Source organism: Reyranella sp., assembly GCF_050185545.1.
Classification (GTDB): domain Bacteria; phylum Pseudomonadota; class Alphaproteobacteria; order Reyranellales; family Reyranellaceae; genus Reyranella.
Genome location: NZ_JBFWZI010000094.1, coordinates 12,615 through 28,034 on the forward strand (window position 1 = coordinate 12,615; position 15,420 = coordinate 28,034).

Below are 15,420 nucleotides of genomic sequence, written 5' to 3' on the forward strand. Positions count from 1 at the left end.
ATGACCCCTCCGGACCGCGGGCGTCCCCGCCCGCTAGGTCGCCGCGCGTACCACCCCGAAGTGCAGCACTATTCGATCAGCTCGTCGGCGCGGGCAAGCAGGGAGTGTCGAACGTCGAGACCCTGCGTCTTCGCAGTCTTGAGCTTGCGACTGGTCTCGGCTTTGCCGGCGGTCCAGCGATAGTCGATTTGCACGTTCCATGGGCGGCATAGCGAATTGGCAAGGTGAGCCGCCAGCCGGTCAGCAACTGCTCCAATCGGCCTGGCGCGTGGCAAGTCGAACCGGAGGCTGCGGCCACGTCACGCCGCGTCGTGGAAGATGATGCCGAGCGTGAAGCGCTGGCCACGCCGCACGGTCGACACGCCGTGGCGCATCGCCGTGCGATAGAAGCCGCGCGTGCCCTTCACCGGCCGTTCGTTGACGGCGAAGATCACCGCGTCGCCCTGGCCGAGGCCAATCACCTCGCCGCGCGACTGCATGCGCGGCCGCTGCTCGACCAGCATGAACTCGCCGCCCTCGAAGTCGCGGCCGGGATCGCTCAGCAGCACCGTGGCCTGCAGCGGGAACACCAGGTCGCCGTAGAGGTCGCGGTGCAGGCAGTTGTAGTCGCCGGCACCGTAGCGCAGCAGCAGCGGCGTCGGCCGCTTCTGGCCGCCCTGGTGACACTCCCTCAGCCAGGCCGGCAGGGCAGGCGGATAGTGCCGGGCGCTGCCCAGTTGCGTGCTCCACTGGTTGGCGACCCGGGCCAGCGCGGGATAGAGCGCCTGGCGCAGCCGCTCGACCGGCTCGGGCAGCGGATAGGCGAAATACTGGTACTCGCCCTGGCCGAAGCCGTGGCGCTGCATGACGATATGGCTGCGAAAGCGCGTCTGATCGGGCCACATCTTGGCCAGGGATCGGCACAGGTCGGGCTCGATCAGGCTTGGCGCCACGACATGGCCCCGCTCGGCCAGGGTCGCGGCATCGATCGTCGGGTCATCCCGCCGCGCGCCCTTTCCGAGCGGGGAGGCGTCCGGCGGAAGCCGGATAGGTGCGGTATTGATCATGGGGACATCCTGCCGCGCCGGCCGCTCTTCTTCTATCCGCCGGCTGCCTGATATATGATGGTCATTAGCCCTCTCCCGGCGCGGAGAGGGTTTTTCTCAACTTGGGGTCCCGAAGACATGGCCGAGCCGGTGCAGACCGACAAGGAGCAGAGGCGGCTCATCCGCATGGCGGAGACGATTTCCAAGGCCCTGCCCTATATGCGACGCCACAACGACGCGACCTTCGTCGTCAAGTACGGCGGCCATGCCATGACCGATCCCAAGCTTGGCGACCTGGTGGCGCGCGACGTCGTGCTGATGAAGCAGGTCGGCATGAACCCGATCGTGGTCCATGGCGGCGGCCCGCAGATCAACAAGATGCTGGAGCGCGTCGGCATCAAGAGCAATTTCGTGAACGGCTTGCGTGTCACCGATGCGGCGACGATGGAGATCGTCGAGATGGTGCTGGCCGGCTCGATAAACAAGGCGATCGTGGCCGACATCAACGAATGCGGCGGCATCGCCGTCGGCATCTGCGGCAAGGACGGCAACCTGATCCTGGCCAGGAAGGTCACCGAGATGCGCGACCCCAAGACCGGCGAGCTCCTGAAAGTGGATCTCAAGCAGGTCGGCGAGCCGGCCAAGATCAACGTCATGGTGCTGGAGCAGCTGCGCCGCGCCGACGTGATCCCGGTGGTGGCGCCGATCGGCTTCGGCGTCGACGACGAGCTCACCTACAACATCAATGCCGACACCTCGGCCGGCGCCATCGCCGGCGCCATGAAGGCCAAGCGGCTGCTGTTCCTGACCGACGTGCCGGGTGTGCTCGACAAGAACGGCCAGCTGATCCAGGAGATGACGGTCGACCAGGCGCGGACGCTGATCGCCGACGGCACGATCTCGGGCGGCATGATCCCCAAGGTCGAGAACTGCATCGACGCGGTGAACTCCGGCGTCGAGGCCGCCACCATCATGGACGGCCGCGTACCGCACAGCCTGCTGCTCGAGGTCTTCACCGAGGCCGGCGTGGGCACCATGGTCAAGCGCGGCCGGGGTTGACCCGGGGTGGGGTTGAATCCGCCGATTCTGCCGCATATTTAGTCGCTATGGCCCTCCTGCCCATCCTCACCGCGCCCGATCCGCGCCTGAAGAAGAAATCCCTGCCGGTCGAGGCGGTGGACGACGACCTGCGCCGCCTGATGGACGACATGCTGGAGACGATGTACGCCGCGCCGGGCATCGGCCTGGCGGCGCCGCAGGTCGGCGTGCTGAAGCGGGTGATCGTGCTCGACATCGACCGCGAGGAGGTCAAGACCGGCCCTCTGTTCATGGCCAATCCCGAGATCGTCGAAGCCTCGGACGAGGACGTGACCTACGAGGAAGGCTGCCTGTCGGTGCCCGAGCACTACTCCGACGTGGTGCGGCCGGCCAAGGTGCGGGTGCGCTATCTCGGCCGCGACGGCACCCGGCAGGAGATGGAATGCGAGGGGCTGCTGGCGACCTGCGTGCAGCACGAGATCGACCATCTCGACGGCATCCTGTTCATCGATCACATCTCCGCGCTCAAACGCAACATGATCCTGCGCAAGCTCCTGAAGGCGCGGAAGGAGAAGGAGCGCGAGGCGGCCGAGGGCAGGCCCGCGGCCAGGGCCTTCAGCAAGACCGACGAGCCGACGCCCGTAATCTGACCGTCGGCCCTTCGGTCCGCAGCCTCTGCCGGTGGCCCTCCGGTCACTGGACCTCCTGACCGCTGGCCTTCTGACCGGTGACTCTCCAGGTGGCCGGTGGCCCTCCGGTCGATGACGCTCCGGCCGGTGGCCATTTTTGACCGGTGGCCCTTCTGACCGGTGGCATGGATGTTGCGGCATCCCTCGCATCGCAATCGACGGGGGAGAGCATCGTGACGCCGCAACAGATCGAGCTCGTTCAATCGAGCTTCAAGAAGGTCGTGCCGATAGCCGGCACCGCCGCCGATCTCTTCTACGATCGGCTGTTCGAGCTCGCGCCCACGGTGCGGCCGATGTTTCCCGCCGATCTGGCCGACCAGAAGAAGAAGCTGATCGGCATGCTGGCGACCGCGGTCAACAACCTCGACAAGCTCGAGACGATCGTACCCGCGGTGCAGGATCTCGGCCGCCGTCACAAGGGCTATGGCGTGTCCGACGAGCACTACACGCCGGTTGGTGCCGCCCTGCTGTGGAGCCTGGAGCAGGGCCTCGGCGCCGATTTCACGCCCGACGTGAAGGGGGCGTGGACGGAGGCCTACACGGCCCTCGCCGGGGTGATGAAGGGGGCGTAGTTCTCCTCCCCAACCCTTTTGGGCGTCGCCGCATTACGGCGCCACCTCCCTCGATGGCCGACGAGAATCACGTTCAGCTGGCCCCGCCACGAACGTCTTCGCGCCGGTGCTCTACAAGAACGTCCAATACGACCCGGTGCGGAGCTTCGCACCGATCGGCCGGACGGACGACTGTCGACTTGAGAGCGGCGCGATGTCGAGGAATGCGCTTGGTCAGTGGATCGGATGCTGATCGGCCGACTGCCGAGTGAACCTCCGCTCATTTCGACACTCATCGACCGCGTCCTCAGCTATGCTACTCATGTTCCGGCGGCCTGTCGTTGGCTTCGATTGGCGGCCACGTTAACGTTGTCGTTGTCTCGCAGGAATGAAAAGTCGGGGGGACGGGATGAAGCGCCGTGATCTGTTGTCTGGTTCCTTTGCGGCCCTTGCGGCGCCACACGTCGCGCGTGCGCAAGCGGCTTGGCCCACCAAGACCGTCCGTTTCATAGTGCCCTTCGCCGCGGGCGGCGGCACCGATACGGTGAGCCGGCTGGTCTGCGATCAGCTGGCGCGCACCTTCGGCCAGCAATTCGTCGTCGAGAACAAAGGAGGCGCCGGCGGCAACATCGGCACCGCCGAGCTGGCCCGCGCCGCACCCGACGGATACACGCTCGGGCTGCTGTCGGTCGCGAGCCACACGCTGAACCCAATGCTCTACAGCAAGCTGCCCTACGACCCGGACAAGGATCTGATCGGCATCTCGCTGCTGGCGACGCTCTACAATCTCCTGGGGGTGACGCTGTCGCTTCCGGTCGGCAACGTCGCCGAGCTGATCACGCTCTGCAAGAAGGAGCCCGGCAGATACTCCTACGCCTCCTCGGGACCCGGCACGTCGCTGCATCTCAGCGGTGAATTGTTCAAGATCATGGCCGGCGTCGACATCCTGCACGTGCCGTACAAAGGCGCCGGACCAGCCTACAACGACCTGATGGCCGGCACCGTGCAGATGATGTTCGCCAACATCACCTCGATGCTGCCCCAGGTGCGTGGCGGCAAGTTGAAGGGGCTGGGCGTCACGTCGGCGGTACGTTCCAAGGCGGCCCCCGAAATTCCGACCATTGCCGAGACGCTGCCGGGGTACGTCGCAACATCCTACTACGGCCTCGGCGCGCCAGCCCGAACGCCCGAGCCGATCGTCGCCAAGCTCGAGTCCGCGGTCACCGAGGCGCTGAAGCAGCCCGAGATCCAGCGCCGCTGGGCCGACGAGCTTGGCCTCGACATGCCGCAGCCCGGCCGGGCGGCCTTCACGAAATTCGTGGCCGAGGACCGCGCGCGATGGGCGCCGGCGGTCAAGGCTGCGAACGTCAAGCTCGACTAGGGTCAGAACCCATAAGGTCTGCCCTCCGTGTCTGCTTCCAGGCAGACCCCGGGTATCCGGCGGCATCAAGCGATTCGTCGGACAGTGACCCAACTCGGACCTAGCGCTGAAGCGCTCACGGCGGGTACCTTGCTCTGCTCAGCCTCCCGCTCGTCCCTCTCCTCACGCCGCGACGCCGGCGGTGATGCCTTCGAGCGCGGCGACTGCGTCGTCCGGTAGATCAAGCTCAGCCGCCAACAGGTTTTCGCGCAGATGCGTGACGGACGACGTACCAGGGATTAGCAGGATGTTGGGTGCGCGGCGCAGCAGCCAGGCAAGCGCAACTTGCATCGGCGTGGCGCCGAGGCGCAGGGCAAGGCCCGACAAGGTCGATGACTGTAAGGGCGTGAAACCCCCGAGGGGAAAGAATGGCACATAGGCAATCCCCTCGCGGGCCAGGTCATCGATCAAGACGTCGTCGCCGCGATGCGCCACGTTGTACATGTTTTGCACGCAGACGATCTCGACGATCCGGCGTGCCTCGGCAATCTGCGCAGCCGTCGCGTTGGAGAGCCCGACATGGCGCACCAGGCCCTTGCGCTGCAACTCGGCAAGCGCTTCGACCTGTGCCGCGATCGACCCTTCGGCTGGCTTGTGGATGTCGCCCATGATGCGAAAGTTCACTACCTCCAGTGCATCGAGGCCGAGGTTGCGCAGATTGTCGTGCACCGCCTGCGTCAACTCGCCCGACGAGAAGGCGGGCAGCCAGGAGCCATCGGCGCCACACCGCGCGCCGACCTTGGTGACGATCACCAGGTTGTCCGGATAGGGATGCAGGGCCTCGTGGATCAGCCGGTTCGTGACATGCGGGCCATAGAAATCGCTGGTGTCGATATGGTTCACCCCGGACGCGACCGCCTCGCGCAAGACGGCGCGCGCCGCCGCGGGGTCCTTTGGTGCGCCGCGGCCCCTGCCTACCTCGACCGCCGTGGCCGTCCGACGCACCCGCGCGATCTTCTCGACCATGCCTGCCTGACGGGCCGCTTTGCGGGCGGCGCCATGCCGCCGTGGGAGTTCGAACGCGATGGCGAGGTGGTGAAGGTCGATCCGGCCGGGCCGTTACTGGTGAGCGTTGGCGGTGCGAGTAACCTCTCGGTCGACACGGCGGTCGCAGGCCTGGGCATCGTCTATCTGTTCGAGGATTGGCTACGTCCGTATTTCGACCGCGGCCTGCTCGTCCCCGTCCTCGAACCCTGGTGGCTGCGCTTCTCTGGCCCATTCCTCTACTACCCTGGGCGGCGCCTCGTAACCGCGCCGCTGCGAGCCTTCATCGATTTCATCAAGGTGACGGCGACCAACGCGAGCGCGCGTGGTCGGAGGCCGGCGAAGGCTGGACCGATCCTGTTCAGCGGGATCGGCGACAAGCCCGCGCGGCGCTTGAGCAGGGCGAGCGCAGGCGCGCTCCCCCGCCAAAGTCCAAAGGAAAAGCGCTGAGGTAAGGGCCGCAAGCGCGCGTCGTCCTCGGCGCGCTCCAGTCCCTCGCCCAAGCCCCGATCAGCCTCGCAGCGCGAGAACGCGGAGAAGGATCGCGCGGCCGCCGTGCGACAGGCGATCGTGGAACAGTTCGGAGACGCGGTCCCCCTTCTTGCGCACCGGGAGCCGGGTCCTGAGCTCGCGCGCGCGATGCAGCGAGCAATAGAGAAAATCCCGCCGCAACTCGCGCAGCCGCTTGCCATAGCCTCTAACGTCGGTGCTGGCGTAGGCCTCCAGCAGCTTGGCGATCAGATAATCGTCGCTCGGATCGGGATAGGCTTCGTAGGAAACGCTCGACGCGCGCATGGACACGGGTTCGTCGGACGACTGGAGAAACAGGTTCATGCGGACCAGGCCGTCCGACACGCCGGTCGCCTCCTCGCTGAAATTTCCATAGTTCACATGCGGCAGGGCCGCGAGTTGCCGGCGCAGGCTTTCGAGCGTCGCCGACGGGATCCTGGCGCCGTTGCCCGCCTTGGTGTCGAGCTTGTTGGCGCGCACCGTGGCGAAGAGGTCGCCCCAGAACTTGTCCCACGGCGCCGTGCCGGTGCGGTTGGCCGTCGGGGTCTTGCGCACGCTGTAGGCCGTCTGGACAAGATAGGCCGCCACTTCGCCCATGTGACGCGTGACGGTGCCGCCGGGATCGTAGACGTCGATCATGGCGTGGACGCATTCATGCAGCAGCAGCGCCCGATCGCTGTCGTCCGCGGGAGGCGACTTCTTCTGCGTCAGCAGGACATCCGTCGTCTGATCGTAGAAGGCGAGATCCTGCGTGCCGCCTTTCACCAGGATATTGCCGACGCGAATGTGATCGCGAACCGTCGTCAGGTATTCGCCCTTGATGTCGATCTTGCCGACGTGGAACTCGATGCCGAGGGCTACGGGGTCGCTCAGTGTGTCCAGGACGTCGCTCAGGGTCAGCGGCATGACGAGCCTCCCTCGCGTGATTGAGCATGGGTAGTCCGGAAGCGCCTCTATAGTATCGCATGAAAGTGTGACCAGATTTCGGCCCCTGTCGCAGGCGTGCTCCTCCAGCCATTTTCCCGTGTCGTCGACGCCACACGCTGCCGCGTCGAGGTGCAGGTCGACTTCGCTTGACCGCGGTCGTGGTGAGCCACCGCCGTGGCGCGGCCGTGCAAGGAGGGCGTCACGATGGTTCTCGTTTGCCGGCGCACCTGTCACACTTGCCGACGAAGGATCTCGATCTGCGGAGGCGCAGGACCCGACGCTTGCTCGACGGTTCTGGGACGCATCCATCACCATGAACGGGATAGATCCCGGTCTACCTGGGTCGCCGGCGTGATGCCGCGTAACGGCATCTGAACCTACGAGGAGGAGGGCATCTATTGCGCCGCGAACCTCTCCGCCGGCGCGAAGGCGCGCTCCATCTCGCGGCGCAGCATCACCGCCGTCAGCGTCTCACCCATCGCCACGTCGGCTTAGGTCAGCGACTGGCCGGCCTTGATCGCAACCCGCCGCGCCTGGCCTGCTCCTCGTTGAGGCCCCAGCACCACCACACCGTCTCGGGCGTCGACTGCGCGTAGTGCGGCAGCCACTTGTGGCCGCGCCCCGCTGCCGTCACCTCGAAGCCCGAGGTTCCGGATCAGGCGTTTCGAGGAGCAGTTCTTCGCCCGCTTCGCTGTCGAGGCAGGATGGTATCCGGGACGTTGAAGCCTTTGCTCAACGCCCGCGCGAAGAAAGACTTTGTGCCCCGGCAGCTGCCGGTGAACAATCAACGCGGCACGCCACCCTCACACCAGAGGCCTCTGTTGAAGCCCGGTATTGTCACCGACCCGCGCCACAGTATCGATGGCCTCGGCTTTCGCCTGCGGGTCGCCTCCGATGTCGGCGGTACCTTTACCGACAGCCTCGCCTACGACTCGGTGACCCGGACCGTCACGGTCGCCAAGGTCCCGACCACACCCCAGAACCGCGCCATCGGGACTGTCGAAGGGCTGAAGCGGGCGCTTGCGCTCCAGAAGCGTACCGGCGCCGAGGTCGACTATGTCGGCCATGGCATGACGACCGCGACCAATGCCGTGATCCAACGCAAGGGCGGCCGCACCGCCTTCGTGACCAATGAGGGGTTCCGAGACCTGCTGTCGATTGGGCGCCAGGATCGACCGAGCCTCTATGACCTCACCCAAGTGCGGCCCGACCCGCTTGCGGCACGCGCCGACAGCTACACCGTTGCCGGCCGCATCGGTGCCGACGGCCGTGAGATCACCCCGCTCGACGAGCCTGGCGTTGCCGCGATCGCCGCCCAGATCAGGCGAACCGACGTGCTCGCCGTCGCGATCTGCTTCCTGCACGCCTACGCCAACCCCGAGCACGAACGTCGCGCCAAGGCGATCCTGTCGGCCGCGCTCCCGACCGTCGTGGTCTGCTGCTCGACCGAGATCCTGAGCGAGTTTCGCGAGTACGAGCGTGCGAGCACGGTGGTGCTCAACGCCTACCTGATGCCCGTGATGGACAACTATCTGGGCTCGCTCGTGGCACTTTTGTCCGACCCGGAGACCGGGCTCGGACTCAGGTCCGACCGGCCCGTGATGGTCATGGAAGCCTCGGGTGGGCTCATGACGGTCGATACCGCACGCGCCAAGCCGGTCCACACGGTGCTGTCCGGCCCCGCCGGAGGCGTGGTCGCCAGCGCCCATGTCGCGGCCCTTTCGGGGATCCGCGACATCGTCACGATGGACATGGGCGGCACCAGCACCGACATCAGCCTGATCCTCGACGCCAAGCCGCAGGTGACGCGCCAGGCCAGCCTCGCGCGCATCCCGGTCCGAATCCCGGTGATCGACATCAACGCGATCGGTGCCGGCGGCGGCTCGATCGCGTGGATCGACGACGGTGGCGCGCTGCGGGTCGGGCCGATCAGCGCCGAAGCGGTGCCGGGTCCCGCCTGCTATCGCCGCGGCGGCACGCGTCCGACGGTAACCGATGCCAATTTGGTGCTCGGTCGGTTCGGCGAGGACACCAAGCTCGGTGGCGACCTGACGCTCGACAAGGATGCGGCCCATTGCGCGATCGAGGTCGAGGTCGCGAGGCCGCTCGGCCTGTCCGTGGTGGAGGCCGCCGCTGGCATCGTGCGGGTCGCGAACGCCAACATGGTCCGCGGCATCCGCGTCGTGTCCGTCGAGCGCGGCCACGATCCACGGCGCCTGACGCTGGTACCGTTCGGCGGCGCGGGGCCAATGCACGGTGCCGCCGTGGCGCGCGAGCTGGCGATTCCGCGCATCCTGGTTCCGCCCACGCCTGGCATCCTGTGCGCCCTCGGAATGCTGGTGTCCGATCTCCGCCATGACCTGATCGAGACCCACCTTGGTCCCTATGCCGACTTCGGCTTTGCGCGCGGCCAGGCGATCCTCGCCCCGATGGCGGCCGAAGCACGCCGATTGCTGGACGAGGACGGCGTACCCGAGCCGCGCCGCCACGTCACGGCACGGGTAGACATGCGCTATATCGGCCAGTCCTATGAGCTCGCGGTGCCGCTCGACCTGATCGACGCAGCCACCTGGTCGTCGCTGCCCGAGCGCTTCCACGAGATCCATCGCCAGCGTTTCGGCCATGCGGATACGGATGCGCCGGTCGAGATCGTCAGCTTCGGCATGACGGCGATCGGGCTGATCGATACGCCGCAGCTCGCCCAGCCTGCCAAGGGGCGCGGGAAGCCAACCGAGGCAGCGCGGCTCGGGTCGCGCAAGGTCTACTTCGAATCGCTGTCCGGCGCCGCCGCGGGCTGGCTCGACTGTCCGGTCTGGCAGCGCGAGGCTCTGCTCGCCGGCAACGTCATCCAGGGCCCCGCCGTGCTGGAGGAGGTCTCGGCCACGACCGTGCTCTATCCAGCCGACGTGGCGCGCGTCGATGCCCAGGGAAGCTTGATCGTGGAGGTGGGAAAATGACGGACCGCCGCAACGACATCGATGCCATCACGCTCGAGGTGCTGCGCAATGCGCTGGAGTCGGTCGCAGACGAGATGGGAGCGGTCCTCAAGCTCACCTCCTTCTCGCCCAACATCAAGGAGCGCATGGACGCCTCCTGCTCGATCTTCGACTGCAACGCCGAGCTGGTCGCCCAGGCCGAGCACGTGCCGGTCCATATGGGCGCGATGCTGAAGGCGGTGCAGGCGACAGTCGCGGCAGTCGGAAGGATCGAGGCCGGCGACGTCGTCATCGTCAACGATCCCTATGTTGGCGGGGCACATCTGCCCGACATAACCCTGGTGGCTCCGGTCGATGTGAAGGGCACCCGCATCGCCTATGTTGCAACCCGCGCGCACCATTCCGATGTCGGCGGAATGGAACCGGGCTCGATGCCGGGCAAGAGCCAGGAGGTGTTCCAGGAAGGCCTGATCATCCCGGCCGTGAAGCTCTACCGAAAAGGCGAGCTGCAGGACGACATCATGCGCATGATCCTGGCGAACGTGCGCACGCCCGAGGAGCGCCGCGGCGACCTCAATGCCCAGCTCGCCTCGATACGGGTCGGCGCGCGGCGTCTCGAGGAACTGGCCGAGACCTATGGGACCGGCCTTCTGATGCGTGGCTTCGACGCCCTGCTCGACTATGCCGAGCGCCGCATGCGCAAGCGCCTGGCGGAGCTGCCGCCCGGCGTCTATCGCGGCGAGGATCAGCTCGACGACGACGGCTGGTCGGAAGAGCCGGTCGGGATAAAGCTCGCCGTCACGGTCGCGAAAGACCGCATCCTGCTCGATTTCGAGGGCTCGTCCCCGCAGCGCCGCGGCAACATCAACGCGGTCGCGCCGATGACCTACTCGGCTGTGTTCTTCGCCATCAAGGTCATGACCGACGCCAGCCTGCCGGTGAATGCCGGCACCTTCCGGCCGGTCCAGGTCAACCTGCCCGAAGGCAGTTTCCTGAACGCCAGGCATCCGGCGGCGGTCTGCTCGGGCAACACCGAGACGACCCAGCGCCTGGTCGATACGATCCTGAAGGTATTTCACCAGTTCGCGCCGGATCGCGTGCCCGCGGCCAGCCAGGGCACTATGAACCTGATCGGCATCGGCGGGCGCGATCCGCGCAACAATCGCCCCTACACCTACATCGAGACCATCGGCGGCGGACAGGGCGGCCGGCCCATGGGACCGGGCCAGGATGGCGTCCAGTGCAACATGACGAACACGATGAACACGCCGATCGAGAGCTTCGAGATCGCCTACCCGCTTCGTGTGGAGCGCTACGAGCTGCGCGACGGTTCGAACGGCAGGGGACGCAATCGGGGCGGTCTCGGCATCGTCCGCGCCTTGCGCGTGGTGGACCACGAGGCGCGTGTGTCGCTGCAGTCGGATCGGCGCAAGACGGGACCCTACGGTATCGGCGGCGGCACGTCGGGATCGCCGGGGCGCAATTCGACAGTCGCGTGCGACGGCCGCATCACGCCGCAACCCGGCAAGGCCACCTTCTCCCTGCGCGCCGGCGAGATGGTGGTGGTGGAGACGCCCGGTGGCGGCGGCTGGGGTGCCACCGCCGGCACCGACGATTGACGAGACCACCGGTGGGACAGGGGTGTGCGATGAGTGAAGCGATGACGTGGGGCGCGGCATTCATAGGCGCCAGCTCTACAAGAGACCTCACCCTGAGGAGCGGCCCGGAGGGCCGCGTCTCGATTAGGGCGAAGTCACCTTCGCCCTTTGGTCGGCAAAAAGTCGGGGTCTTAGAGGCTGCTTTCCAGCGATCTCTTGTGTCGCCTATCCTTCGAGACGGTCGCTACGCGACCTCCTCAGGATGAGGACTTTGTTGGTCCGGCCAATATTAGCGCCCTGGGGCGCGGCACTCCGTGGCTGACCAACCTGATCCCGGGACGGCGGACGTCGCGGTCATGACCGGGACGGACCCTCTGCGCATCGCGGCCGACATCGGCGGCACCTTCACGGACATCGCCGCAATCCTGGCCGATGGCAGCCTGATCACCCGTAAGCTGCCCTCCACGCCGCACGACTACGCGGAGGCGGTGGTCGACGGCGTGCTGGCTCTGCTGGCCGAGCACGGGCTCGACAAGGCTGAACTCGGCGAGGTGCTGCACGGCTGCACCGTCGCGACGAATGCGATCCTGGAGAACAAGGGCGCACGCACCGCGCTGATCACCACGGCAGGCTTCCGCGACGTGCTGGAGTTGCGTCGCATCCGCGTGCCGCGGCTCTATGAGCCTCTCTACGTCAAGCCGCCGCCCCTGGTGCCGCGCCAGCTTCGGCTCGAGGTGGTCGAGCGCATGGGGCCGCGCGGCGAGATCCTGACTCCGCTGGACGAGGCGTCGCTGTCGGTCGCGATCGAGCGCCTGAAGCGCGAGAAGATCGATGCGGTCGCCGTCTGCTTTCTGCACTCCTATGCCAATCCGGAGCATGAGCGCCGTGTCGGCGAGGCGCTCCGCCAGGCCCTGCCCGACGCCTTCGTCACGCTGTCGATCGAGATTCTGCCGGAGATGCGGGAGTACGAGCGCACCAGCACGACCGTGATCAACGCCTTCGTCGGCCCACCGGTGAGGGCCTATCTGCGCTCGTTGATCCGGCGTCTGGGCGACGCGGGCTTGCGCGAACGGCTCCTCATGATGCAATCCTCGGGCGGCATCCTCGACGCCCGGGTTGCCATGGACAAGCCGGCGCAGATCGTCGAATGCGGCCCCGCCGCCGGCGTGATCGGGGCGACCCATGCCGGCGTGCTTGCTGGCTATCGCGACCTCATCACCTTCGACATGGGCGGAACCACCGCCAAGGCCTCGCTGGTCGAGGACGGCAAGCTGGTCCGCACCGACGAGTACGAGGTCGGCGGCGGGATCTCGCTGTCGAGCCGGTTGGTCAAGGGTGGCGGCTACGCCCTGCGACTGCCGGTGATCGACATCTCGGAGGTGGGAGCGGGCGGCGGCAGCATCGTCTGGCTCGACAAGGCGGGATCCCTCAAGGTGGGGCCGCACAGCGCCGGTGCGGTGCCGGGGCCGGTCTGCTACGACGCCGGCGGCACTGAGCCCACGATCACGGACGCCAATGTCGTGCTTGGCTATCTCGATCCCCATGCATTGGCCGGCGGCAGCGTTCCCATCAACGGCGCGAAGTCACACGCGGTCATCGAGGCGAAGGTGGCAAAGCCGCTCGGCCTGTCGGTGGTCGAGGCGGCATTCGGCATCCACCAGGTGGCGACGACCGTGATGATGCGGGCCGTCAAGGCGGTGTCGACCTTTCGCGGCCGAGACCCTCGCGACTTCGCGTTGTTCGCCTTCGGCGGCAACGGTGGCGTCCATGCCGGCGAGCTGGCGCGCGGGCTCCACATGCAGCGCATCATCGTGCCCGCCGGCGCCGGTGTCTTCAGCGCCCTCGGCCTGTTGTTCGCCGACGTCGAGCTCGGCCTCTCGCGCGCCTTTCTGCGGCCGATCGCGGGTACCGCTCCTGACTCAATGGAAGCCGCCTTCCAGGCGCTCGAGGGCGACGTCGCACGCCAGCTCGATGCGCCGGTCGAGCGGGTGCAGTTCCGCCGCCAGGTCGATCTCCGCTATAGCCTTCAGGCCTTCGAGCTGACCGTGCCGGTGCCGCCGGGCCGCCTCGACGCGGCCACCGTCGCAGCGCTGGCCGGCGCTCTCGACGCGGAGCACGAGCGGACTTACGGCCATCGGCTCGACGCAGCGCGCACCGGCGAGATCGTCAATCTGCGGGTCACCGGTGCGCTGCCGACCGCCGGCCGCAAGAGCCTGTCGGCCGCCGCCGCCACGGTGGCGTCCTCCGGTGCACCCTGCCGACGGCGCGCCTGGTTCGGCCAGCGCTTCGGCATGGTCGAAACTCCGGTGCTGGCGCGCGCCGCGATCGGTGCCACGCCGCAGGCCGGGCCGCTCATCGTCGAGGAATATGAAGGCACCATCGTGGTCCCGCCGGACGCCACGGTCAGGCGGGACGGCTTCGACAATCTCCTCGTCGAACTGTCGGAGAGCTGAGCCATGCGCAACGACATCGACCCGATCCTGCTCGAGGTGCTGAAGAGCGGCTTCGACACCATCGCCGACGAGATGGCCTTGATCCTGATGCGCACCGCGCATTCGCCGATCGTCCGCGACTCGATGGACTTCTCGACGGCGATCTGCGACGAGGCCGGCCAGACCCTGGCGCAGGGCGTCACGACGCCGATGCATCTCGGCAGCTTCTACGATGCCATGCGGTTCCTGATCGAGCGCTACCAGGGCGATGTGCAGCCGGGCGACGTGTTCGTCGGCAACGACCCCTATGCCGCCGCGGGCCAGCATCTGCCCGACATCTATATCGTCAAGCCGATCTTCCACGACGCGCGCATCGTCGGCTGGGCCACCACGGTCGCCCACCACGCCGATGTCGGCGGCATCGTGCCGGGCAGCAATGCGTTGGGCGCGGTCGAGATCTATCAGGAGGGAATCCGACTGCCTTTCCTGAAGCTCGTCGAGGCCGGGCGCGACGTGAAGGCGCTGTGGGAGCTGATCGCGCTCAACGTGCGCGTGCCCGACATGGTGACCGGCGACCTGCGGGCGCAGATCGCCGCCTGCGTCGCAGGCGAGCGCGGCTATGCCGACCTGTTCAGGCGACATGGGCCCGCCGTGATGCTGCGCTATATCGACGAGCTGCACGACTATGCCGAGCGGCTGGCGCGTGCCGAGATCGGCGAGATCCCGGACGGCGAGTACCGATTCACCGACCACATCGACGGACTCGGCGAGGATCCCGAACCCGTGATCTTTCAGGTCTGCGTCACCGTGGCGGGCGACACGATCGTGGCCGACTGGGCCGGAAGCAGCCCGCAGGTGAAGGGAGGCATCAACACGCCGCTGCCCTTCACCAAGGCCGGCGTCTACACCGCGCTGCGCTCGGTCATGGCCAGCGACGTGCCCAACTGCCATGGCTTCACCCGGCCCATCACGGTACGGGCCCCGGCTGGCACGGTGGTGAACTCGGTGCACCCCGCGCCGACCGGCGCGCGTGGCATCACGGGCTATCGCGTGATCGACTGCATGTTCGGCGCCCTGGCCCAGGCGGTGCCGGACCGGGTTGCCGCCGACGGCAGCGGCGGCTCGACCCTGCCGAGCTTCGGCGGTTACCAGGACGGCAAGCCCTTCGTCTTCTGCGAGACCGTCATGGGCACCTGGGGCGGCACCGCCAGCCACGACGGGCCCGACGGCGTGCCGCATATGGGGGCCAACCAGTCCAACGTGCCGATCGAGATGATCGAGGCCAACTACCCGCTGCGCATCCGGCGCTA

General features: G+C 67.2%; 12 protein-coding genes and 1 pseudogene. 9 read left to right on the forward strand and 4 right to left on the reverse strand.

The window, feature by feature from the left end:
* Positions 1–68 precede the first annotated feature (68 nt).
* Both AB7O82_RS22515 and AB7O82_RS22520 read right to left on the reverse strand, forming a co-directional pair.
* Positions 69–194, reverse strand: a complete 126-nt coding sequence (locus tag AB7O82_RS22515; RefSeq protein ID WP_428547577.1) for a hypothetical protein — start codon at positions 192–194, stop codon at positions 69–71.
* Between the two features lie 105 nt (positions 195–299).
* Positions 300–1,046: a 2OG-Fe(II) oxygenase gene (locus AB7O82_RS22520; RefSeq protein ID WP_428547580.1), complete on the reverse strand. Its 747-nt coding sequence runs from the start codon at positions 1,044–1,046 to the stop codon at positions 300–302.
* A 117-nt stretch (positions 1,047–1,163) separates the two neighbouring features.
* On the opposite strand from AB7O82_RS22520, the gene argB reads away from it, so the two are divergent.
* The 4 genes from argB to AB7O82_RS22540 all read left to right on the forward strand — a co-directional run bounded on the left by argB (position 1,164) and on the right by AB7O82_RS22540 (position 4,684).
* On the forward strand, positions 1,164–2,084 hold the full coding sequence (gene argB / locus AB7O82_RS22525; protein ID WP_428547583.1) for an acetylglutamate kinase: 921 nt from the start codon (positions 1,164–1,166) through the stop codon (positions 2,082–2,084).
* A 47-nt stretch (positions 2,085–2,131) separates the two neighbouring features.
* Entirely contained in the window at positions 2,132–2,713 is a 582-nt protein-coding gene (def, locus tag AB7O82_RS22530; protein ID WP_428547586.1) for a peptide deformylase, read from the forward strand.
* 212 nt (positions 2,714–2,925) lie between these two features.
* The gene (locus tag AB7O82_RS22535) at positions 2,926–3,324 is read left to right on the forward strand and encodes a globin family protein (protein WP_428547588.1); all 399 of its coding nucleotides are present in this window, start codon (positions 2,926–2,928) and stop codon (positions 3,322–3,324) included.
* A gap of 490 nt (positions 3,325–3,814) precedes the next feature.
* Positions 3,815–4,684, forward strand: a complete 870-nt coding sequence (locus tag AB7O82_RS22540) for a Bug family tripartite tricarboxylate transporter substrate binding protein (RefSeq protein WP_428547591.1) — start codon at positions 3,815–3,817, stop codon at positions 4,682–4,684.
* 162 nt (positions 4,685–4,846) lie between these two features.
* Here AB7O82_RS22540 and AB7O82_RS22545 read toward each other — a convergent pair whose 3' ends face one another.
* The gene (locus AB7O82_RS22545; protein ID WP_428547594.1) at positions 4,847–5,689 is read right to left on the reverse strand and encodes an oxidoreductase; all 843 of its coding nucleotides are present in this window, start codon (positions 5,687–5,689) and stop codon (positions 4,847–4,849) included.
* On the opposite strand from AB7O82_RS22545, the pseudogene AB7O82_RS22550 reads away from it, so the two are divergent.
* Positions 5,624–6,025: pseudogene (locus AB7O82_RS22550) on the forward strand (LysR substrate-binding domain-containing protein); the annotation flags it as partial. The gene AB7O82_RS22545 and the pseudogene AB7O82_RS22550 overlap by 66 nt on opposite strands.
* Positions 6,026–6,217: 192 nt before the next feature.
* Here AB7O82_RS22550 and AB7O82_RS22555 read toward each other — a convergent pair.
* Positions 6,218–7,123: a hypothetical protein gene (locus AB7O82_RS22555; protein ID WP_428547597.1), complete on the reverse strand. Its 906-nt coding sequence runs from the start codon at positions 7,121–7,123 to the stop codon at positions 6,218–6,220.
* Positions 7,124–7,965: 842 nt separating this feature from the next.
* Between AB7O82_RS22555 and AB7O82_RS22560 the strand changes: the two genes are divergently transcribed.
* The 4 genes from AB7O82_RS22560 to AB7O82_RS22575 all read left to right on the forward strand — a co-directional run.
* On the forward strand, positions 7,966–10,101 hold the full coding sequence (locus AB7O82_RS22560) for a hydantoinase/oxoprolinase family protein (RefSeq protein ID WP_428547603.1): 2,136 nt from the start codon (positions 7,966–7,968) through the stop codon (positions 10,099–10,101).
* On the forward strand, positions 10,098–11,699 hold the full coding sequence (locus AB7O82_RS22565) for a hydantoinase B/oxoprolinase family protein (RefSeq protein WP_428547606.1): 1,602 nt from the start codon (positions 10,098–10,100) through the stop codon (positions 11,697–11,699). The genes AB7O82_RS22560 and AB7O82_RS22565 overlap by 4 nt, the downstream gene beginning before the upstream one ends.
* A 335-nt stretch (positions 11,700–12,034) precedes the next feature.
* Positions 12,035–14,131, forward strand: a complete 2,097-nt coding sequence (locus tag AB7O82_RS22570; RefSeq protein WP_428547609.1) for a hydantoinase/oxoprolinase family protein — start codon at positions 12,035–12,037, stop codon at positions 14,129–14,131.
* Positions 14,132–14,134: 3 nt separating this feature from the next.
* Positions 14,135–15,420: hydantoinase B/oxoprolinase family protein (locus tag AB7O82_RS22575; protein WP_428620215.1), on the forward strand; the 1,286-nt coding region annotated here is incomplete at its 3' end.